This is a genomic window from Bifidobacterium asteroides, from assembly GCF_030758775.1.
Classification (GTDB): Bacteria; Actinomycetota; Actinomycetes; order Actinomycetales; family Bifidobacteriaceae; genus Bombiscardovia; species Bombiscardovia kimbladii.
On record NZ_CP132384.1, the window covers coordinates 1,389,006 to 1,409,031 of the forward strand.

Here is a 20,026-nt window from a genome sequence, read left to right on the forward strand (position 1 = left end):
CGCCCAGTCAGCGCTACAAGAGTGTAACGCCGACTTGTGACAGAAGAGCCTTTTGGCGGCGGCCCGCCATGGCGGCGGACTGGACCGGCATTACTCGCCTCGCTGGGCCTTGATGATCTCGTCGCTGACAGCCTTGGGAACCTCAGCGTAGGAGTCCATCTGCATGGTGAACATAGCGCGCCCCTGGGTCTTGGACCGGAGGTCGCCGATGTAGCCGAACATCTCCGACAGGGGCACCTTGGCGTCGATGACCTTGACGCCGGTGGCGTCGGTCATGGACTGGATGGAGCCACGACGGGAGTTGATGTCGCCCATGACGTCGCCCATGTACTCCTCGGGAGTACGGACCTCGACAGCCATGATGGGCTCGAGGATCACGGGCTTGGCCTTGGGAGCGGCCTCCTTGAAGCACATGGAGCCGGCGATCTTGAAGGCCATCTCCGAAGAGTCGACCTCGTGGATCTGGCCATCGGTCAGGGTCGCCTTGACGCCCACGACCGGGAAGCCTGCCAGCACGCCGGACTCCATGGCCTCCTGCACGCCAGCATCGACCGAGGGGATGAACTCCTTGGTGATGTGGCCGCCGGTGACCTTGTTCTCGAAGATGTAGGACTCGCCCTCGGAAGTGTCCAGGGGCTCGAAGTTCATGAGCACCTTGGCGAACTGGCCGGAACCGCCGGTCTGCTTCTTGTGGGTGTACTCCTGGTTCATGACGGGCTTGCGGATGGTCTCGCGGTAAGCCACCTGGGGCTTGCCCACGTTGCATTCCACATGGAACTCGCGGCGCATGCGGTCCACCAGGATGTCCAGCTGGAGCTCGCCCATGCCGGAAATCAGAGTCTGGCCCGACTCCTCGTCGGTCTTGACCTGGAAGGTGGGATCCTCCTCGGAGAGCTTCTGCAGGGCGATGCCCATCTTCTCCTGGTCGGCCTTGGTCTTGGGCTCCACGGCCACCTCAATCACAGGATCGGGGAAGGTCATGGATTCCAGCACCAGCGGTGCCTTCTCGTCGCACAGGGTGTCACCAGTGGTGACGTTCTTGAGCCCGACGAAGGCGTAGATATTGCCGGCGATGGCCTCGTCGACCGGATTCTCCTTGTTGGAGTGCATCTGGAAGAGCTTGCCGACGCGCTCCTTCTTGTCCTTGGTGGAGTCCAGAACCGTTTCGCCCTGGGCCACCTTGCCGGAGTAGACACGCACGTAGATCAGCTTGCCGTAGAAGGGGTGTGTGGCCACCTTGAAAGCCAGAGCCGAGAAAGGCTCGTCCACGGTGGGCTTGCGATCGATCTCGACGGACTCGTCGCCGATCTTGTAGCCCTTGATGGCCGGCACATCCTCGGGGCTGGGCAGGTAGTCCACAACCGCATCCAGCATGGGCTGCACGCCCTTGTCCTTGAAGGCGGAACCGCAGAAGACCGGGAAGGCCGACTGCTCGATGGTCATCTTGCGCACCGCGGTGCGGATCTCCTGCTGGGAGATCTCCTCGCCGCCCAGGTACTTCTCAAGCAGGTCCTCGTCCGACTCGGCCACAGCCTCAAGCAGTTCGGTGTGGTACTGCTCGGCCTTGTCCTTGAGATCATCGGGGATGTCGATGGTCTCGTACTTGGCGCCCAGGTCGGCCTCGTCCTTCCAGTAGTAGGCGACCATGCGAACCAGGTCGACCACGCCGTGGAAGTCGCTCTCAGCGCCGATGGGCAGCTGCATGACCAGCGGCTTGACGCCCAGCTTGTCCTTGATGGTGTCCACCGAGTAGTAGAAGTCGGCGCCCAGCTTGTCCATCTTGTTGATGAAGCAGATGCGGGGCACGCCATACTTGTCGGCCTGACGCCAGACGGTCTCGGACTGGGGCTCCACGCCCTCCTTGCCGTCGAACACCGCCACAGCGCCATCGAGCACACGCAGGGAGCGCTCCACCTCGGCAGTGAAGTCCACGTGGCCGGGGGTGTCGATGATGTTGATCTGGTAACGGTCCTCAGGATCGTGGGACTGGCGGTTCCAGAAGGCTGTAATGGCGGCGGAGGTGATCGTGATGCCACGTTCCTTCTCCTGGTCCATCCAGTCCATGGTGGAGGCGCCGTCGTGGGTCTCGCCGATCTTGTAGTTGACGCCGGTGTAGTAGAGGATACGCTCGGTCGTCGTTGTCTTGCCGGCATCGATGTGGGCCATGATGCCGATGTTGCGGACCTTGGTCAGGTCCGTGAGCACGTCTTGTGCCATAATTCCTTGTTCTCGCTCTCTTGGGATTACCAGCGATAGTGGGCGAACGCCTTGTTGGCCTCGGCCATCTTGTGGGTGTCCTCGCGGCGCTTGACCGCGGCACCCAGGCCGTTGGAGGCATCAAGGATCTCGTTGGCCAGCCGCTCCGACATGGTCTTCTCACGACGGGCGCGGCTGTAATCGGTCAGCCACCGCAACGAGAGCGTATTGGCGCGGTTCGGCTTGACCTCGACGGGAACCTGGTAGGTGGCGCCACCGACACGACGGCTGCGGACCTCCAGGCTGGGACGAATATTGTCCAGGGCGCGCTTGAGCACGGCCACAGGCTCCTGGTCGGTCTTCTCCTTGACCTGCTCCAGAGCGGTGTAGACGATGTTCTCGGCGATGGACTTCTTGCCGTCCAGCAGGATCTTGTTGATCAGCTGGGCCACCACGGTGGAACCGTAGATGGGATCGGGCAGGAGCTGGTGCTTTTTAGCTGGTCCTTTGCGTGACATGTGTTACTTGGCCTTCTTTGCTCCGTACAGGGAACGGCCCTGCTTGCGATCCTTGACTCCCTGGGTATCCAGCGCACCGCGCACGATGTGGTAGCGCACGCCGGGCAGATCCTTGACACGTCCGCCGCGCACCAGCACGATGGAGTGCTCCTGCAGGTTGTGGCCCTCGCCGGGGATGTAGGCGGAAACCTCGATGCCGGAGCTCAGACGGACACGGGCAACCTTACGCAGAGCCGAATTCGGCTTCTTGGGTGTGGTGGTGTAGACACGGGTGCACACACCGCGACGCAGCGGGCTGCCCTTGAGTGCCAAAGTCTTCGACTTGCGAGGCTTGGCCTTGCGCCCTTTGCGGACGAGCTGTTCAATTGTTGGCAACTGACTCTCTCCGATTCCTTCGATGAACTTGTCTTCGTTTGCACTGCGAGACCGCCGCACCGCAGCCGCAGTCGCTCCCAGGAGGAGAGATCAGCCACTGTCCACCGGCCCGATGGCCCCTGATCCTCCTGCCGGGCATTGCTGCCTGCATTCTTCGGATTCGGGGATATCCCGACAAGCTCACCTGTAACATAAGGCATGCTGTCGGCACACACGATGGAAAGTATATCACCGGGGCAGACACGGCCACGTCTAGCACTCTGAAGTATGCTCTGAGCTTTGCTCACTGTGATGCCGCACTGGAACCGTTTATAAGAAGCCCCCTGCAACAGACCTTATATTTACAGATACCTATAACGGCGTCCTACATGCATAGATATATAGATAGGTATCAGAAGTACGTATTTGGATCAGTAAATAGAGATGCAGGAATCATCAATGCGAGTGTCTACTTACCTTCCTTTTCAAGAGCCTGGCGAATGTAGTCGCGCAGGATCAGGGCATGGTTGACGGCCGGATCCTTGGCCGCATAGACCAGTGTCGTCCGATCGTGTTCGCGCACAATGCTCAGCAGATCCCCCAGGGCGGGATTGTCATCCAGCTCGGTACGGTAGCGGCGGGCGAAATCCTCGAAACGGTCCGGATCATGGTGCCACCAGCGCCGCAGGTCCGGACTGGGAGCGACGTCTTTGAGCCAGCCGGACAGGGCTGCCCGCTCCTTGCTGACACCGCGCGGCCAGAGCCTGTCGACCAGGATGCGGATCCCGTCCTCGTCAGCGGCCTGCTCGTATACGCGCTTGATATCCACCTGACCCATCATCTGCCTCCTGAAACCAGGGACCCGAGTGATTCATGTCTCCTTGAACCATGATATTGACGGAATCGGCATTACGGAAGAGACAGCGACTGCCATACCGGGGCGTAGGCTGATGAGTATGCTTACAGACGCAGACAAGGGCAAGGCGGCCGGATCAAACGGCAGCAGACCAAGCCCTCAAGCCCGCAATTCGGCAAAATCGACCGGACCAGGATCCAAGGGACGGCAGTGGCGGCGCCTATGGATACCCGACCAGATAGGCGGCTGGGCCATGGCCTTGATGCCGGGCTTGGCTGGGCTGCTGGTCGGAGGCCCGACCTGGAGGAGCCTGCTGCTCATGGTCGCCTGGGCTTTCTGCTACTGCTTTGAGTTCACTGGCTCGAGATGGATGGTCTCGCATCGGGCTGCCAGATTCGCGCCGCCAGCTCTGGGTTACGCCCTGCTCACGGCCGTGACCGGTCTGATCCTGTTGATCGGCACCCCCGGGCTCCTGCGATGGGCCCCGCTCTACCTGGTGCTGGGCGTGCTGAACTTCGCTGCCGCCTGGATGCGCACGGAACGCTCCTGGTGGAACGATGCTGTGGCCGTGATTGCGGCCTGCACGCTCTGTCTGATCGCCGTCTCCCTTGGGTCGCGATTCCAGCAGTCGGGACCAGGAATGGAAGGTGGCAACGCCGGCTACTTTGGATGCCAGCCGAATCCCCCTGTGGACTGCTTCGCCAGCGGATTTTTCCCTAGCGCCGCCCTGCCATCGATCGGAGTGGTCAGTGCAGCTGTCTTCGCTGTGACCCAGTTCGGTTCGGTCATCTTCGTCAAGACCATGATCCGCGAGCGCGGCAAGACCTGGTGCTACCTGCTTTCCCTGGCCTGGAACCTGGCCCTCTGCCTGATCGGGATCGCCATGGTGCGCAACGCAGGGTGGTGGCCTCTGTTGACCGCCCTGGTTCTGCTGGTTCGCGCGGCCCTGCTGCCCGCAATCTCCCGTCGGCGCCGCATCCCCATTCTGTATGTGGGATTGGTCGAATGCGCAACCAGCTTGCTGGTCTTCATTCTGGTGATCGCTCAGGCTGACGTGATGACTGCGGCTCTGACAAGCCTGCTCGGCGCATGACTGCAGGTTCGTCCTCACACGTCACTCATGAGTTCGGGCCTGTCTGGAATGACCGCTCCCGTGTGCTGATCCTGGGATCCATTCCCAGCCCGAGTTCGCGTGAGGCTGGCTTCTACTACATGTTTCCGCGCAACCGCTTCTGGCCCGTGCTGGCCGCGCTCTTCGACCAGCCTGTTCCGGAGCCTGATCCGGCTGTCCGCGCACGGTTCGCTCTCAATCACCGCATAGCACTATGGGATGTCATCCAAGAATCCGACATCCACGGCGCCTCCGATGCTTCTATCACCAATGTCGTTCCTGCCGACATCGCCGGCCTGCTGGACCGTGCGCCTATCGACACCATATTCACTACAGGACGCAAGGCAGGCCAGCTTTACCGTCGGTACTGCCTGCCGAGCCTGCAGGAGAAGGGGTATCGACCGATGATGATCAACCTGCCATCCACCAGCCCCGCCAACGCCGCTATGAGCCTGACCGATCTGATCAAGGCCTATCAACCCATAAGAAAAGCGCTCGACGAAGCAGAGCCGAGAAAGCCAGGCAATCGCTCCGACTACGGCAAATAGACAGATATCGACAGTCAAAGCCCAGGATGTTGCGAATCTTCCCAAGGATGAATTCGCCTTCCCTGATCCAAAACGTGACCATCTGGCGGAAGCGGTCCTGGATGGGTGCAAAACTGCTACGACAAGCCTGATGGCAGAATTCATCACCGTTCATGAACCACTTCCCTCCTCCGGCCGATGAACGGTTCTGGTGGGCTCGGATGACCAGCCTGTTGCCGTCCTCAGATATGCCTCGCTAAGCGTGACACAACTAGGCTTGGTCACATGGCAGCATCTTCTGAACAAGGGAGAAGGCTATAAAAGCCCGACAGATTGGCGCGAGGCGCATGACTCCTTCTGGGCCTCAGAGAACGTGCGACCGGCACTGGAAAATCCGGACTTCACGGTCAATAATCAGACCCTGGTAGTGCTGGAGGCTTTTTATGCAGAGGCCATGGTCGTGAGCTGAAAGTTCAAAGACGAAGCACGACCTTTGCCATATGAGCCGCATTTCACCGGCGTGCCATGTCATGCCATCGTGTATAGTTTCATCTGTTGCATTGATCCGCGATGCGGGTCGATACACCATGGTGGCTATAGCTCAGTCGGTAGAGCACCTGATTGTGGTTCAGGAGGTCGCGCGTTCGAGCCGCGTTAGCCACCCCGCTAGATGTTTGTATTATTTTTAACTTTAGATGCGCCTTGTTTCAATAGGACTTTGAGCTGCTTTTACCTGGACCAATCAAATCTCTCTAATTTCTGTAACAATCTCAGGCCTCATTCTGGTTCTCCTTAATTTTGCTTCCATGAGCCGCTTTTGATCTCGCCGAAGCTGTGAATGCTAAATTGCTGCTTTTTGCCACGTTGCTAGCTTTGGATTTGCTAAATATATGATAGTGCAGTATTTCTGGCATCCTTGATCAGATTCTTATTTTTCTGACACGACCATATAGTGCCAAGACATGACATTTCGAGATCAAGACCTTTACCGCTCGAGAGACGACATTAGCTACAAACAACTGGTGAATTAGATACCGGGAATTGTCCATTATTTCTGAATCTGAAGATGCGTTTTAAATAATAGTCACGAAATAAGTCGAACACGGTCTTTCGATAGAACCATTGGTTAGCGGTTATCTGTTATTTGTACAAGGGATTTGATTAATCCTGCCCGTGTCAAGAGAAAAAGTCTTTCCTGATTTTTACTTTTAAATGGTAAATAATTCCGAATTACAATTCAATTCGAAAATCAGATATGTGTAAACTGAATATGAGCTAAAATAGTATCTGTAAAAAGGAAATCAAATGATGAAACACAAAGCGGCGTATACAATGTCATTTACTTCTTCTAATGCTGGTGGGGTTCGGTGGTTTGATCAAAAGGTAACATATGATAATTTGGCCCAAATAGCAGACGCCGCACACTACACTGCACCTACTCATACTGTTTTCTCTCGGTTCGATATACAAAAGTGCCTCTCGCTAAACAGTGCTCTTACCAGGCAGTATGGCAAACCGCCTTTGAGTGACAAAAAAGCAAACGATGAGTATGACAAATTCATTGCCCAGAACCTAAATGTCCTAGCTTACTCAGGCGTTTTGAGTTCTTCACTGCAAGATAGGAAAAGAATATACTCGGTACAAAATTCTGGAGTGCTTCAACGCATAGCCGGTGATGAAAATCAATGTAGAGTTTTTCTAATTCAATACATCGAGTGGGTGCTAAAAAAATTTAATTGGTGGCAATATATCACGACATATGCAGACAGTCAGCATAAACAAGAAGACATGGATAACTTGAAAAAGCAATTCACGAACCTCTTAATAAATACCATGTCATTAGGCAGCAAAGGTAGCGCACATCCCGAAGTTGAGGCAGGACGAATTTTTCCAAAGGTAATTAATCTAACAGCTTATGCATTACTGATTCCAGGAATCAAGAGAGGTCGTGTAATGGATTGTCCACCAACAAACATAGACCTCATCTATAACAAACCAAATTGGAGAGATATTGCTTCGAAGAAACCCAAACAAATGACTCGCCAAGAGTATATTCAACAATCAAAGAGCGGCGCAGAATATGAATTGCACAGGCATCTCACAGACGCTGTAATGCTTAAAGTCAAGACATACCAGAGACAAATTTCGGAAATTCCTGATTCTTCCTTGGGGAAAGCTACGCATATCCACCACATTTTCCCAGTCCATTCTTACCCTACTTTAGCTGAAATACCCGAAAATATGATTGCACTCACACCTGGCCAGCATCTTGGGCAAGCTCATCCTGATGGAAATACACATAAGATTGATTTATCCTTTCAGCGTGTTTGCTTATCACAAAAACTGGAAACCATCAAAAAGAGTGTTCTTGAAAGAGATGGAATGTACACTTATAGTGGTTTCGTAAAGGTCCTTGAAGCTGGTTGGGGTCTACAAGATCTTAAGCCGACGTATAAGTCTCTGCGAGACGCAATAATCAATCATGTGGACTAAATTAGTGTATTTTTTCCGGGTTTTTGGGCACTCCCCACCAATAAACTAAACAAGAGTCTATATTGATAGATCTCGTAGAATAATTACAAGCTATCCTATAAAAAGATTGGAATTGCTTGCTGTCTGCGAATGATAAGAAAGTTCGAGAAGACTCGGGGTTCAAATCTCCATACAGGACCGCACAACTCCCATCAGGGACTGCACTTTTGCCACTTTCGAACTCTATAACCCGAGGGTTATACGACAGATTAGGAGCCAAGAATTTGCTGTTTCCAGGTAATCTTGCTATAGATGACGAAACACTGTCTGCAGTAGATTTCGAAACTTTGTAGTCTCTTGAATCGTGCTCTAAGTGACCGTTCATTCCGATGTTTCTCCCGCGTAGTACTCTTATCCCGCTAGATACAGCAAGTCGTCGGCTAATCTTCCTATCTCTCCATGCTCTAAATACACCTAACTTTAATAACTGAACAGTTTTGTCAAATTGGCTATTCCGATAAATGATCCATGTTGGGAATCGGCAATCTAGATAATATTCAGATGGTCCTGCCGCCATACACTCTTGCGGCCATGATTTAATTTTTAAGAGATTTTTCCCTTTTCTATAATCGCTTACCACTTCTATGACTAAACCTATTGTTTCAATTTTAGCATCATGAAATGTGAATTCACCGAAATCTAATATATGTCGTACATCAGTCATAGATGCAATTGTGTTACGTATATCTTGGTAATAGGCTGCGTGTAAAAATGCTTTGGGTAATACGAAAGCTACTCTCTCGGCTAACGAGACCGCTTTCCTTAAGAACCTAACAGACAGCTCCGAGTCTTTTCCCCAAGCACTGTTCTTATCCAACTTCCTGCGCCCAAAAGGAGGATTCCCAATTATTAAATCGAAATCATGAATCATCTCGCTGCAATCTTTGAGAAAATCTTTTCGACATATCGTCAAATTAATAAAGTTATTTGAGGTTTGGAATCGTTTTTTCACTTGTTTTATGACTTCTACATCGATATCTAAGCAATCCAAATCTATCGGGTAAAACTCAGCAAACTGATTCAGTATCTGAATAAACACGCCGCTTCCGCAAGAAGGCTCCAGAATCTTAATCGCTTTATTTCGATTCTCCTTATATTCTGCTAACGATCGCTTAACGACTGAAAAGGCGATCAAGGGTTCTGTATAATAAGCAGACAAACTTTTTTTGCGCAATTCTGAAACTTCGACGTAAGCACATTTTTGTGCTTCACTTGCCCAGTTAGAAACATGTGCGCGTCTAGGTCGTTGTGACGAAAACCTGAGAAATGGTGTAAGAGCTTTACTGATGTGGCGTGCTATCGATTGCGTCACAGGCACTGGTATGGCTTCGCCGAGACACTGTCTAATATTTAATGCGTGATTTTTTAATTCGCTCATACAAGCGCATGAACCTGCATCCGTCTGCGAATCGAACCAATGATAATCATCACGAACGCCCATCATTCTCATTAATTCTCGGATACTGAAAACCCGATCATCTTCTGGGTGAATCGTATTCTGGCTTGCCAGGATATCATTCCGCGTATGCACGCACGGAGCCACAGCATCCCAAGGAACACGTCTATACTTGTCACCATTTTTCTGCACATTCTGAATAACTTTGCCATTAACTACTCTATGTGGCCTCTTAAGTGGGTCCTTATTTTCAAAAGCAGAATGTCCTTCTTTTAAATCATGAATCCATGACCGCATCTCTTTGTTATACGGTCTGAAAGAATGTAGCACATCCCCCTCTGAGCTTTGCCCCATTTCCGTCAGTCGGGGAAGATCTCCGATTAGATCACGCAGCGTAGGCGCACTTTTCTTACTCGGGAACAAATCCAAAGGAGTTACCCATGTGATATCGTTGCGCACTCCAATGGTAAGAGATCGGGTACGGCTTGACGGAGAACCATAGTTGCTCAGCTGCAACACATGCGAATAAAATTCATAAGTAGCACCCAAGTCTGATTCGATTTCATCCTTAATCGGACGATTAATTCCATCTTGGCCAGTACAAATAGTCTTCATAAACGCCGGAACATTTTCAAATATGAAAACTAGAGGCTTAACCTTTTGAATAAGTTCTATCGACCGTACCACAAGCGAATTTCTTTTCAGCTCATCGCCCTTTTTATGGTTCGCAACAGACATCCCCTGACATGGAGGAGTAGCAATTACAGCGGTAATAGGCTGCTGTTTCTCTTCCATATAGTTCTCTGCGAGAGATAACACAGTTTCGAATGGACCTGGTAACAGTAAATCGCCACATATCAATCTATTGTCATCTGCAATGTGATTGATTCTTTGTATTTCGATTCGTTTAGATAACAATTCAGCTGAAGCTATGCAGAAGAAATGCTCATCATGAAAGCCAATGTCGCCAATACCTCCCGAGCTGAATAGGCTAATATATGAGTTTTCCGCTTTAACTGAATTCATAGGTCAACAATACAGCATAAGAAGGAAATTTACATCAGCGTTTTGCTTTTTGTCCTTCATCTCTTTATTCACTCACACTATGTGAAATTATGCCTTTCCACGGCATTTTGGAGCAGGAGTTTACATGAATTAGAGTCGCCGTCGTTCGAGGAAACCACTTAGGTTATTTAAACAAAGTGGTTTTATACTACGTTTATCATCATATCAAATTGCATAGTTGAATACAGAATGTATTTACGGGTGCTGAGGTATTTCCTGGCCATCGTTGAAGAGGGAAGCATCACTGGGGCAGCTGAGTACCTGAACATATCCCAGCCATCCCTGTCCAGGCAGATAAAAGATCTGGAAGAGCATCTAGAGCACAAACTCTTTGACCGCGGAAGCCGCACAATCACGCTGACCCCGGCCGGGGAACTGTTGCGCGACCGGGCACGCGAGATCGTGCTCATGGCCGACCGTGCCGAGGCCGAGCTCACAAGCATGGACAAGCCAATCAACGGCAACGTCTACATCGGGGCAGGGGAAACAGAAGCCGTGCGCTTCCTGGCCAGGGCCGCAGAGTGCATGCTGCAGCAGTATCCTCAGGTAAAGTTCCACATTTTCAGCGGCAATGGTCAGGCCGTAACAGATCAATTAGAATCAGGACTTCTGGATTTTGGCCTGCTTTTTGAGCCCTCGGACAACACCAAATACTCCTATATCAGCTTGCCTACAGCCGACAGATGGGGATTGCTCATACGCAAGGACTCCACGTTGGCCAGCCATGATGGCATCCGCCAGGAAGATCTTGAACAGATACCCCTCCTGCTCTCACGGCAGGTCAGGTTCGACAGAGAATTCAGCGGATGGAGTTCCTTCTCAGAGCACGAACTGCATGTTGTAGGAACCTACAATCTGCTCTTCAACGTGTCACTATTCGTCAGCGAAGGATGTGGTTACGCGCTCTGCCTGGACCGCATCATCAATCTGACCGAGGGCTCAAATCTGGTCTTCAAACCTCTGGTGCCTGAATTTAGAACAAGAGTGAACCTGGTTTGGAAGAGCAATAGGCATTTTTCATCGGCGGCGAGTCAGTATCTGGAAATATTACGAAGACAGATTGGAACAGAAAACGCCTGCAAATCTACAGAAGCCAGGAAAACGCTATGATGCGACTCGAGATGTAAGCAGACCCACGAAACCCAACCTGCACTAATTGACCTCCCGGCTCAAAGAATTAAGCCGGGAGGGTGCATGTACTGACGTATCCGGTTCATATTCCATATCAGTCCTGGTCGTATCTGGAAAGCTCGATCAGGTTCCTATCGGGATCCCTGACGTACACCGAGGTGATGGCCCCTTGCGCGCCAGTCCGATTTACCGGACCCATATAATCGATATGATGCTCATGAAGCGCGGCAACCACATCATCCAGCGAATCCTCCACGAGCAAACATAAATCAGCCGAGCCTGGCGTAGGCTTGTCCGCCTTGGGGTCAATCTCGTGGCCGGCCTCGTGAATGTTGATCTTCTGCTGGCCGAATTTCAGCGCCAAACGCCCATCGCCGAACGTCTGTACCTGCATGCCCAGCACATCATGGTAAAACGCGCAGGTCGCATCGACATCCTGCACTGTGATGACCAGATGATCCAAACCAGTGATTCTCATGAGCTCAACTCCCATCGCCTAGTAACCCAAAAGACAGCCTAAGCGGGCGCATTCGAAAAACTGGCATTGGGACCAGCAGAGAAGGCGACCCATAGTCACAACAGACAAGACTCCTGCCAGAGTCAAGAAGAAACCAATCGGATGAAAGCTCGGCAACGCACCCATGCAAAAACGAATACCAACATATAAGCAAATGGCATTATACATACCGTTTCGAGGGCCATAAACTATTGCCGTTCACATCCAAGACGGCAGCGAACCTGTGTCTTGGGAGATCATACAGTCAGCGAGGAAGGGAACGTCATGGCCACAAAACAAACAGCAGGAAGAGAGCAGTTGGGCGAATTCGCGCCTCAGTTCGCAGCTCTGAATGACGATGTTCTATTCGGTGAAGTCTGGGCTGATGAACAAGCACTGTCCGCGCACGACAGAAGCATGATCACCATAGCCGCATTGATTGCCATGGGCAGCACAGAACAGCTCGACGCTCATCTGAACATGGGAAAAAAGAACGGCATCACCAAGGACGAGATAGCAGCAGAAATTACCCATCTGGCTTTCTACGCAGGCTGTCCGAAGGCCTGGTCGGCTTTCAACCGCGCCAAGCAAATCTGGCAAAATGACGACTGAAGGAGAATAAGGCATGAAGCAAAACGCCAAGACGGCAGTCCTGGTCTTCCACCCCCATATGGAAGCCTCACGGATCAATGCCCGCCTGATGCGGAAAGCCAAGGGACATGAGGATAAAGGTATCCTGGTCCGGGACGAATATGCTGCCTTGCGCTCAAATCAGATCGACATCCCTAGTGAGCAAGCATTCCTCAAAGGCTGCGACCGTCTGGTATGGCAGTTTCCCATGTATTGGTACAGCTGTCCTCCGCTGCTCAAGGAGTGGGAAGACCTGGTACTAACCTACGGATGGGCCTACGGTACCCACGGCGATGCCCTGAAAGGCAAGGAACTCATGCTCGCCGTCTCGGTCGGCTCTGCCGGAGAGAACTATCACCATGAGGGCGAATTCGGCTATACGGTGGACGAGCTCCTGGCTCCGTTCAAAGCTACCAGCAATCTCATTGGAACCTCTATCGGAAGCCCTTTATTCTGACCGGCGTTAGCTCAGGTATGAGCGATCAGAGCCTGGAAAAGGCAGCCAAAGATTACTTGAGCTGTCTGCAAGGCGACTGGCCGGCACAATAGGCGCAGGCGCATGAAGAGCCTCAGCAAGAATCCCTAATATCAAGACGAGGGCATCCACACAGGAATCTTAAAGTGCGGGCGCCCTCGTCTTATCAGCTCAGCGGACCTCAGTCACTGTGTATAAGATAACCCATGCAGACGTGTGGTCTCCTCAGGCGTATCCACATTAAGAAATAGGCGACCTCCTGTATCCATGGCTCTGATGTCATGCATATCGTCATCATCAAGACTGAAATCTGCAATATTGTGGTTCTCGCGAATCCGTTCCTCATGCGCGGATTTCGGGATGGCGCATATCCCCTGCTGGGTCAGCCAGCGCAATACTATCTGGGCCGGTGTCTTGCCGTAGCGCTGGCCGATACGCATGAGGACAGGATTGTCGAAAATTCCCCGACGACCTTTAGCCAGAGGCGCCCAGGCCATGGGTGCAACCCCCTGCTCGTCCATGACCTTTCGAAGTGCGATCTGCTGGGTGAAGGGATGCAACTCAATCTGATTGACCATAGGCGCGATTCTGCTGGAAAGGATCAAATCAATTAGCCGGTCAGGCAGGAAATTGCAGACTCCGATGGCACGAACGCGGCCTTGGTCATACAGGTCTTCCATAGCTCTCCACGACCCATGATAATCGCCATAAGGTATATGGATAAGGTACAGATCCAGGTAGTCCGTCTGCAGGTTGATCAGGGTCTTTTCAAAGGACTGCATCGTCCCCTCGTAACCATTTTGCTGAATCCAGACCTTTGAGGAAAGGCTCACTTCCTCTCGAGGAATAGCAGATTCCCTCAGCGCATCCCCCACTGCTCTCTCGTTGCCATCAGAAGGCGGCTGTATCGATAAGGCGGTAGTCCCAATCGAGGGCCGATGCCACACCACGTCTGCATTCATCCAGATCACCTATCTGGTAGACTCCGAATCCCAATATGGGAAGCTCGAAGCCATCGCTCAGCTGCAGTTTTTCCATGCGCTATCGTCTCTTGGTGATGCCCTCCGGCAATCTAACAAAGCGTAGGATGATAGTACGTTACCCGTTACTTTTGGCTAAATATTCATCCTCTGCTTATGCGTATGTGCACCGGACCTTCGATCCCTGCCAGTAATGCTACTGCGACTTCCAGAAGCATCCCTTCCCCGGACGAGACGCACCGTACCCGGATTGACGGCGACGCTCAACAGGTCACTTGTGGAAGGAGTGGTTGATCTGTTCCTAATGGCTCAACTTATTGGATCTCTGTTTCTACTCATGGCCTTTGCTTCGATGCTGCCGCTACGACTGCCCAGCGGCAGCCGGGTCAACATTGTTTTGAACCTTATCGGCGCATGCTTGCTGGCCGTCTATGCTCTGACTAATCGTAGGTGGGCCTTTTGCCTCGAATGCGTATGGGCCCTAGTTGCGCTATACGCTATCATCCGTTCATATTTAAAAAGCGAGTCACTGGCGACCAAAAATTGCAGCCCGGCGACAGGGTAAGTGCAGGGCAAATGTATCCAGCCCATAGAAGCGGAACTGACTGTCTGCAAGATTGCTGATTATACAGAGATTGATCTAAACTCACCTTTTGTATTTTCAGGTCGAACCGACTAAGAGACTTCATTGGCCTGTCCAGCCGAGATGGCTCCCAGCCAGCACCTGGAACGCAGCGACAAATGGCGGGCCTTCTGCATCCAAGGCATACTTGATTTTTCACTTATCGGCATCCTGGCGCCGATTTCCACCATTCTGGCTCACAAGTGCATAAGCATTTCGCTGTCTCGACCTACAACATGGACTATGTCCTTACCAAGGCTGAGGACTTCCCTGCCGCCCTGGATGCCCTCGACAAGTCAAGATATACAATCTTCTGACTGATCGCGGCAACGTAGCAGCACAGAATATATCTTTTGCATAAGGAATGGGCAGAGGATTAAAAGGACACAAGAGCACACAATCAGTATCAATCATGACCGCCGATACTGTCCATTCATAAAACCAGCATCCTTCGTCGTTGAATTTATTGCAACGAATCCAACGCTTTTGCAGGCCCTTCCTCTTAACTAACTTTCTGTGCTTCACCTGCACTTGGTCAATATCGAAATGATGCCGACCTAGTGCCAGTCAATGCCGCTTTTACGAGTAAATGACACATAAACTGGCCTCAACGGAGGTTGCTTCCTGAAAATAGGCAGGCTACCAGATGACCTGCCACAAGTGACGGGAAGTACAAGCCTGGAGGATCAGATGAGCAACAATCGAAACGAACGTGCGAATAAGAACCAAGGCAGGCATGAGGGCAACTCCTCGCGGAGCGACGACACACGGGAAAGTTCCCAACAAACAACCATAAACGACAAGAACCACATGCCAAAACCAGTGGAAACTGCGAACGCCAGAAAGGAAAGCCAAGCAGAAGACGCCCCCAAGCCGAAGCCTGCACCAGAACAAACAGGCGAGAAGGAAGGCAGGGACTCATCTAGCAAGGACGCTGATCCTGGCAGACCTGAAGCACGAAATAAACAGGAACAAGCCGGCCACGTAGACAGAGAGCATGATGGCCCCTCTTATGACGACAAGCCGAGTCAACCCAATAAGTCTGCCGCAAAGGATGCGCCCGTACCTGTCGAGAAGCCATCTCAGCCAACTAGGGAAAGTAAACCTGCCAAACCGCCCAAGGCGAAAAACCATGACTCCTTCTATCTGGGCCTGGCCTCTGCAGTCTTGGTCGCAGCTCTGGGCCTCAGCCTGAGCACCATGCCGATCTTCTTCTCCCTGCCTCTTGCCGCAGTCTTATTCGGAATCGGTATCTGGCTCCTCTCCTATGCCAGCTTCAAGTCTCCCGGCAAGCCGGAGGGAGAGGGAACGGAGACGGACAGGCATACCAGGACGGTAGTCGTGGCGACGGTCCTTCTGGTGCTGCAGACCTTCATCATGGATGTCTTCATCTTCACCCGAATGGGAACAGTCGGCAAACACCAGAACGCCATCGTGATCACCTGGATCATCGCCAGCATGATCGAGACCCTGGCTGCCTTCGCCCTCATCTACCATCACAATCCCCTGCAGTCCAAGCCCAAGGATTCCGCGGCAAACGACAAGCACGAGGGAAATGAATAAGGCGCCACAGCGCACATAGATCAGAGACGACACAGAAGTCCAGAAGGGCAGGCTGACCGTCAATGTGAGACCGCCACAGCAGACGAACAAATCAGCTCGCCTAGCTGTTCTGTTCGCCAAGGTCTCGTGCTCACTGAGATTTTGCGTCTCAGGGTGCCACGTATCATTCTTGAAGACGCGCGGCACCCTTACATGATCAACCCACATACCGTAGTTGGTCATAGCTGGAAAGCATCGGATGGACAGGGCTACGATGCTATGCGTTACGTCGACCGGCCCTCAGAAAATTCGGTGACAAAACTGTGAGTCCATTCCTCGGACGTTACAACTTTACAGATATTGCATAGATCGCGGGGGTGCAACTATGCGGGCACAGCTTCATGCTCCTTCTATTTCTCGTCCACATTCGGAAAATACCTTGGGTTCGGTCCCTTCTCGACTGATACTTATACAGCGCAAGCACATACAGGCTGCACTAACCTCCCAACAGCAGGGTGCAGCAACTAGAATCAATGGTGCAATTGCTCACACACAGCTGTGTTTGAAAAAGGAAAGACATGAGTGGACCAGAACAATCTCCCGTAACCTTCGGGGTCCTCAAAGAGACAAACGAGGAAGAGTCTCGTGTGGCCCTAACGCCAGACATCGCGACCCGGCTGACCAGGCAAGGCATCACCTGCCTATTGGAGTCCGGGGCCGGGGCTCGAGCCGGCTTCCGGGATGAGGACTACCAGCGGACGGGAGCCACAGTCACCGACAGGGATACCGTCCTATCCAAATCAGAAGTCCTGGGTTTCGTCAACAGACCGGATAGTTCCTTGCTGAAGAGGATTCCAGCCGGAACATGGATCATCGGCATGCTGGGGTCCTTGAGCGACAGGGACTACATCAAATCCCTGGAAGCGGCCGGGCTTACGGGAATCGCCATGGAGCGGCTCCCCCGACAGCTCAGCTCGGCCCAGTCCATGGATGAGATGACCTCGCAGAACTCGGTCATGGGATACAAGGCGGCTCTGGTGGCTGCCGATGCCTATGGATCCTTCTTCCCCATGATGACCACTGCGGCGGGGACCATCCGACCAGCCAAGGTCCTGGTCCTGGGCGCGGGGATTGCAGGCCTGCAGGCCATCGGGACCGCAAAACGTCTGGGAGCCGTGGTTACTGCCTATGATGTCAGGCCCGCTTCCAGGCAGGAGGTGGAATCCTTGGGAGCCAAGTTCCTCGACTTGGGGCTGGACTTCTCCAAGGGACAGGGCCAGGGCGGCTATGCACGGCAGCTGACCGACCAGGAACAGGCCCAGCAGCAGGCTGCGGTGGATGCCAAAGCGGCAGGCTTCGATGTGGTCATCACCACGGCCAAGGTTCCAGGCGGAAAGCCTCCTCGCCTCCTGAGCGCCAAGGGTGTGGCCAATCTGCACCCCGGAGCAGTGATCGTGGACTGCGCTGCCAGTGACCTGGGCGGCAACGTCGAAGGATCACAGGTGGGAACCAGGACCACCGACAAGGGGGTCATCATGATCGGGGCACCATACCTGGCCAGCGGTGTAGCCACGACGGCATCCAACCTGCTGTCCAGAAATGTGGCGGACGTGCTGGTGCATTTCCTTCGTGATGGCGCGCTCAGCATCAAAGCGGACGACAAGATTGATCAGGCACTGGTGGCAACAGGAGCAGCCGAATCCGGCACGGGCGAAAGCGCGGATGCTCCAGATGCCGAAGAGACCGAAGAGAAAGGTCAGAAGCAATGAATTCTGTGGTCATAGCAATTACGCTTTTCATTCTGGCCCTGCTGATCGGCGTGGAGGTGATCGGCAAGGTTCCGGCCACGCTTCACACACCACTCATGTCAGGCGCCAACTCCATTCATGGCATTGTGATCGTCGGAGTGGTCATCATCGCGGCGGAGGCCCATTCCCCGCTTTCCTATGTACTCATATTCCTGGCTGCCGTCCTCGGCGCCATGAATGTGGTGGGCGGCTACGTGGTGACCGACAGGATGCTGGAGATGTTCAAGTCCTCCAAACCCGACAAGGGAAAGGATAAGGCAGGCCAGGATGAACAGGCTTCGTCCGCCCCGACCGAGACCGCTAAGAACGAGGGAGCCGACAAATGAACACCCTCGACATCATCACCTGGTTCGTCTACCTCCTTTCCTCGGTCATGTTCGTCATGGGCCTGCACTACATGAATTCCCCCAAGACGGCCCGTACAGGTAACCGAATTTCGGCAGCAGGCATGGTCATCGCCGTGGCCATGGCCTTCATCCACCTGTTCGCCACCGGTTTCACCTCCTCCCTGGCCATCGTTCTGCTTGTGCTTGGCATCCTGATCGGATCCGCAGCAGGGGTCTACTCGGCCAAGAAGGTCAAAATGACGGACATGCCTCAGCTGGTTTCCGTCTTCAACACGGTTGGCGGTGGCGCAGCTGCCTTGGTCGCCCTGAATGACATATTGACTTCTGAGGGCACCCCGACTCTGGTAGTGCTGATCACCGCCGGTCTGGGTGTGGTCATCGGTTCCATCACCTTCACCGGCTCCCTGATAGCTGCCGGCAAGCTCCAGGGCATCAGCATGATCAAAAACCTGAAGCTGCCGGCCAAGGCTGTCTGGAATGTGCTCTTCGCCCTGTTGACGGTTCTCAGCCTGGTCATGCTCTGCCTGAATCCGGGCAATCGGACCCTATGGGCCCTCCTGACGGCTATTTTCGCCCTGGGCTACGGACTGGTCTTCGTCATCCCCATCGGGGGCGCCGACATGCCCGTGGTCATCTCCGTCTTGAACGCCTGCACCGGCACAGCTGTGGCCATGAACGGCCTGGCCATCGACAACGTCGCTCTGATCGTGGCAGGCGCTTTGGTCGGTGCAGCCGGTGCCACCCTATCCGTCCTGATGGCCCAGGCCATGAACAGGCCGCTCCTGAGCGTTCTGGCCGGCGGGTTCGGCGGCTCCTCGACCAATGCTGCCCAGGACGCGAGCACCCAAGGGACCATGAAAGAGACCACGCCCGACGATGTGGCCGTCCAGCTGGTCTATGCGGACAAGGTCATCTTCGTCCCCGGCTTCGGTCTGGCGCAGGCCCAGGCCCAGCGCGAACTGGCCGACCTGGGCGAGCTGCTCAAGGGGCGAGGCGTGGAGGTCTCCTATGCCATCCATCCTGTGGCTGGACGTATGCCCGGACACATGAACGTCCTCTTGGCCGAGGCCAACGTCCCCTATGAGGAATTGATCGACCTTGATGACATCAACCCCCAGTTCCCCTCAGCCAACGTCGCCTTGGTAGTGGGCGCCAATGACGTGACCAACCCGGCTGCACGCCGACCAGGGACCGCGGTCTCCGGTATGCCCATCCTGGATGTCGACAAGGCCCAGCACGTTGTCGTCCTCAAGAGAGGCAGGGGCAAGGGGTACGCCGGCATCGAGAATGAGCTCTACTTCAACCCGAACACACAGATGCTCTTCAACGACGCCAAGGTCAGCCTTCAGGCGATCATTGCATCCGTCAAGGAGCTCATCGCCTGAGCATATGCTGTAGTCACAGCTATGGCTCCGGATCGGCTTGGCTGGTCCGGAGCCA

The 20,026-nt window shown here is 53.4% G+C and carries 19 protein-coding genes and 1 tRNA gene; 12 read left to right on the forward strand and 8 right to left on the reverse strand.

What is annotated here, in order from left to right; genetic code table 11:
• Window positions 1–90: 90 nt before the first annotated feature.
• From fusA to RAM15_RS05455, 4 genes are all read right to left on the reverse strand, one after another.
• A complete protein-coding gene (fusA, locus tag RAM15_RS05440; RefSeq protein ID WP_045924656.1) occupies window positions 91–2,217 on the reverse strand; it encodes an elongation factor G in 2,127 nt (708 codons plus the stop codon).
• Window positions 2,218–2,243: 26 nt separating this feature from the next.
• Complete coding sequence (gene rpsG / locus RAM15_RS05445; protein WP_015022140.1) at window positions 2,244–2,714, reverse strand: 30S ribosomal protein S7; 471 nt, start codon at window positions 2,712–2,714, stop codon at window positions 2,244–2,246.
• A 3-nt stretch (window positions 2,715–2,717) separates the two neighbouring features.
• Complete coding sequence (rpsL, locus tag RAM15_RS05450; RefSeq protein ID WP_015022141.1) at window positions 2,718–3,089, reverse strand: 30S ribosomal protein S12; 372 nt, start codon at window positions 3,087–3,089, stop codon at window positions 2,718–2,720.
• A 448-nt stretch (window positions 3,090–3,537) separates the two neighbouring features.
• Window positions 3,538–3,906 carry a DUF488 domain-containing protein gene (locus RAM15_RS05455; protein WP_306221084.1) on the reverse strand — a complete coding sequence of 123 codons (369 nt, stop codon included), beginning with the start codon at window positions 3,904–3,906 and terminating at the stop codon, window positions 3,538–3,540.
• 112 nt (window positions 3,907–4,018) lie between these two features.
• On the opposite strand from RAM15_RS05455, the gene RAM15_RS05460 reads away from it, so the two are divergent.
• The 5 genes from RAM15_RS05460 to RAM15_RS05480 all read left to right on the forward strand — a co-directional run bounded on the left by RAM15_RS05460 (window position 4,019) and on the right by RAM15_RS05480 (window position 8,055).
• On the forward strand, window positions 4,019–5,017 hold the full coding sequence (locus tag RAM15_RS05460) for a YwiC-like family protein (RefSeq protein WP_306221085.1): 999 nt from the start codon (window positions 4,019–4,021) through the stop codon (window positions 5,015–5,017).
• Entirely contained in the window at window positions 5,014–5,583 is a 570-nt protein-coding gene (locus tag RAM15_RS05465; protein WP_306221086.1) for a DNA-deoxyinosine glycosylase, read from the forward strand. Before RAM15_RS05460 ends, RAM15_RS05465 begins: the two co-directional genes overlap by 4 nt.
• 190 nt (window positions 5,584–5,773) lie before the next feature.
• On the forward strand, window positions 5,774–6,031 hold the full coding sequence (locus RAM15_RS05470; protein WP_306221087.1) for a hypothetical protein: 258 nt from the start codon (window positions 5,774–5,776) through the stop codon (window positions 6,029–6,031).
• 121 nt (window positions 6,032–6,152) lie between these two features.
• Window positions 6,153–6,225 (forward strand) — tRNA-His (locus RAM15_RS05475).
• Between the two features lie 642 nt (window positions 6,226–6,867).
• Window positions 6,868–8,055 (forward strand): hypothetical protein, encoded by a 1,188-nt coding sequence (locus RAM15_RS05480; protein ID WP_306221088.1) that lies wholly within the window; start codon window positions 6,868–6,870, stop codon window positions 8,053–8,055.
• A gap of 1 nt (window position 8,056) precedes the next feature.
• On the opposite strand, the gene RAM15_RS05485 is transcribed toward RAM15_RS05480, so the two are convergent.
• Window positions 8,057–10,516, reverse strand: coding sequence for a DNA cytosine methyltransferase (locus tag RAM15_RS05485; RefSeq protein WP_306221089.1), 2,460 nt, complete (start codon window positions 10,514–10,516; stop codon window positions 8,057–8,059).
• Between the two features lie 228 nt (window positions 10,517–10,744).
• Between RAM15_RS05485 and RAM15_RS05490 the strand changes: the two genes are divergently transcribed.
• Window positions 10,745–11,665, forward strand: a complete 921-nt coding sequence (locus RAM15_RS05490; RefSeq protein WP_306221090.1) for a LysR family transcriptional regulator — start codon at window positions 10,745–10,747, stop codon at window positions 11,663–11,665.
• Between the two features lie 115 nt (window positions 11,666–11,780).
• Here the strand turns inward: RAM15_RS05490 and RAM15_RS05495 are convergent, their stop codons facing one another.
• Complete coding sequence (locus tag RAM15_RS05495) at window positions 11,781–12,149, reverse strand: VOC family protein (protein WP_306221091.1); 369 nt, start codon at window positions 12,147–12,149, stop codon at window positions 11,781–11,783.
• Window positions 12,150–12,467: 318 nt separating this feature from the next.
• Between RAM15_RS05495 and RAM15_RS05500 the strand changes: the two genes are divergently transcribed.
• Both RAM15_RS05500 and RAM15_RS05505 read left to right on the forward strand, forming a co-directional pair.
• On the forward strand, window positions 12,468–12,794 hold the full coding sequence (locus tag RAM15_RS05500) for a carboxymuconolactone decarboxylase family protein (protein WP_306221092.1): 327 nt from the start codon (window positions 12,468–12,470) through the stop codon (window positions 12,792–12,794).
• A 13-nt stretch (window positions 12,795–12,807) separates the two neighbouring features.
• Window positions 12,808–13,269 (forward strand): NAD(P)H-dependent oxidoreductase, encoded by a 462-nt coding sequence (locus tag RAM15_RS05505; protein ID WP_306221093.1) that lies wholly within the window; start codon window positions 12,808–12,810, stop codon window positions 13,267–13,269.
• 203 nt (window positions 13,270–13,472) lie between these two features.
• Here RAM15_RS05505 and RAM15_RS05510 read toward each other — a convergent pair whose 3' ends face one another.
• On the reverse strand, window positions 13,473–14,162 hold the full coding sequence (locus RAM15_RS05510; RefSeq protein WP_306221094.1) for an aldo/keto reductase: 690 nt from the start codon (window positions 14,160–14,162) through the stop codon (window positions 13,473–13,475).
• Window positions 14,163–14,178: 16 nt separating this feature from the next.
• Complete coding sequence (locus tag RAM15_RS05515; protein WP_306221095.1) at window positions 14,179–14,325, reverse strand: hypothetical protein; 147 nt, start codon at window positions 14,323–14,325, stop codon at window positions 14,179–14,181.
• A 1,254-nt stretch (window positions 14,326–15,579) separates the two neighbouring features.
• On the opposite strand from RAM15_RS05515, the gene RAM15_RS05520 reads away from it, so the two are divergent.
• The 4 genes from RAM15_RS05520 to RAM15_RS05535 all read left to right on the forward strand — a co-directional run bounded on the left by RAM15_RS05520 (window position 15,580) and on the right by RAM15_RS05535 (window position 19,971).
• Window positions 15,580–16,452, forward strand: a complete 873-nt coding sequence (locus RAM15_RS05520) for a hypothetical protein (protein ID WP_306221096.1) — start codon at window positions 15,580–15,582, stop codon at window positions 16,450–16,452.
• A 557-nt stretch (window positions 16,453–17,009) separates the two neighbouring features.
• Complete coding sequence (locus tag RAM15_RS05525) at window positions 17,010–18,200, forward strand: NAD(P) transhydrogenase subunit alpha (protein WP_306221097.1); 1,191 nt, start codon at window positions 17,010–17,012, stop codon at window positions 18,198–18,200.
• Window positions 18,197–18,565 carry an NAD(P) transhydrogenase subunit alpha gene (locus RAM15_RS05530; protein WP_306221098.1) on the forward strand — a complete coding sequence of 123 codons (369 nt, stop codon included), beginning with the start codon at window positions 18,197–18,199 and terminating at the stop codon, window positions 18,563–18,565. The genes RAM15_RS05525 and RAM15_RS05530 overlap by 4 nt, the downstream gene beginning before the upstream one ends.
• Window positions 18,562–19,971, forward strand: coding sequence for an NAD(P)(+) transhydrogenase (Re/Si-specific) subunit beta (locus tag RAM15_RS05535; protein WP_306221099.1), 1,410 nt, complete (start codon window positions 18,562–18,564; stop codon window positions 19,969–19,971). Before RAM15_RS05530 ends, RAM15_RS05535 begins: the two co-directional genes overlap by 4 nt.
• The last annotated feature ends 55 nt before the right edge of the window (window positions 19,972–20,026 follow it).

What these genes read in the sequence shown, in the direction of transcription:
- RAM15_RS05490 (WP_306221090.1), top strand. Translation starts at nt 10,745, where the DNA reads ATGTATTTACGGGTGCTGAGGTATTTCCTGGCCATCGTTGAAGAGGGA.
- RAM15_RS05515 (WP_306221095.1), bottom strand. Translation starts at nt 14,325, where the DNA reads ATGGAAAAACTGCAGCTGAGCGATGGCTTCGAGCTTCCCATATTGGGA.
- rpsG (WP_015022140.1), bottom strand. Translation starts at nt 2,714, where the DNA reads ATGTCACGCAAAGGACCAGCTAAAAAGCACCAGCTCCTGCCCGATCCC.
- RAM15_RS05505 (WP_306221093.1), top strand. Translation starts at nt 12,808, where the DNA reads ATGAAGCAAAACGCCAAGACGGCAGTCCTGGTCTTCCACCCCCATATG.
- RAM15_RS05525 (WP_306221097.1), top strand. Translation starts at nt 17,010, where the DNA reads ATGAGTGGACCAGAACAATCTCCCGTAACCTTCGGGGTCCTCAAAGAG.
- RAM15_RS05465 (WP_306221086.1), top strand. Translation starts at nt 5,014, where the DNA reads ATGACTGCAGGTTCGTCCTCACACGTCACTCATGAGTTCGGGCCTGTC.
- RAM15_RS05530 (WP_306221098.1), top strand. Translation starts at nt 18,197, where the DNA reads ATGAATTCTGTGGTCATAGCAATTACGCTTTTCATTCTGGCCCTGCTG.
- RAM15_RS05480 (WP_306221088.1), top strand. Translation starts at nt 6,868, where the DNA reads ATGATGAAACACAAAGCGGCGTATACAATGTCATTTACTTCTTCTAAT.
- RAM15_RS05455 (WP_306221084.1), bottom strand. Translation starts at nt 3,906, where the DNA reads ATGGGTCAGGTGGATATCAAGCGCGTATACGAGCAGGCCGCTGACGAG.
- RAM15_RS05485 (WP_306221089.1), bottom strand. Translation starts at nt 10,516, where the DNA reads ATGAATTCAGTTAAAGCGGAAAACTCATATATTAGCCTATTCAGCTCG.
- RAM15_RS05535 (WP_306221099.1), top strand. Translation starts at nt 18,562, where the DNA reads ATGAACACCCTCGACATCATCACCTGGTTCGTCTACCTCCTTTCCTCG.
- fusA (WP_045924656.1), bottom strand. Translation starts at nt 2,217, where the DNA reads ATGGCACAAGACGTGCTCACGGACCTGACCAAGGTCCGCAACATCGGC.
- RAM15_RS05500 (WP_306221092.1), top strand. Translation starts at nt 12,468, where the DNA reads ATGGCCACAAAACAAACAGCAGGAAGAGAGCAGTTGGGCGAATTCGCG.
- RAM15_RS05520 (WP_306221096.1), top strand. Translation starts at nt 15,580, where the DNA reads ATGAGCAACAATCGAAACGAACGTGCGAATAAGAACCAAGGCAGGCAT.
- RAM15_RS05460 (WP_306221085.1), top strand. Translation starts at nt 4,019, where the DNA reads ATGAGTATGCTTACAGACGCAGACAAGGGCAAGGCGGCCGGATCAAAC.